The sequence below is a fragment of the Paenalicyclobacillus cellulosilyticus genome (assembly GCF_014647315.1).
GTDB classification, from domain to species: domain Bacteria; phylum Bacillota; class Bacilli; order Alicyclobacillales; family Alicyclobacillaceae; genus Alicyclobacillus_J; species Alicyclobacillus_J cellulosilyticus.
This window is the reverse complement of record NZ_BMOY01000145.1, coordinates 337-593: the sequence shown is the minus strand read 5'-3', so window position 1 is coordinate 593 and position 257 is coordinate 337. Positions and strand designations below refer to the sequence as shown.

Below are 257 nucleotides of genomic sequence, written 5' to 3'. Positions count from 1 at the left end.
CTGAAACCGCAGCAAAACTTAACGAACACGCAATTATTGTCCTTACTCTCTAGAAAACTTAAAAATCCGTTATTTCAACCTTTTCCTTATCAGCTTCAACAACTGAGCGGGGGTGATATTCAATTATCCTTTGAATCCGTGCCCTTTGTGATGTTTATGCAGTGGTTAAGACAACTGCATCAAACTTACGCGTTTTCGATTAAACAATTTAATGCCCAACGTCTTGATGCATCGGGATTGGCCAAAATTTCTTTCAT

General features: G+C 38.5%; 1 protein-coding gene. It reads left to right on the top strand.

The features are described from left to right. Positions 1-257: type II secretion system protein GspM (gene gspM / locus IEX97_RS13260; protein ID WP_229776950.1), on the top strand; the 257-nt coding region annotated here is incomplete at both ends.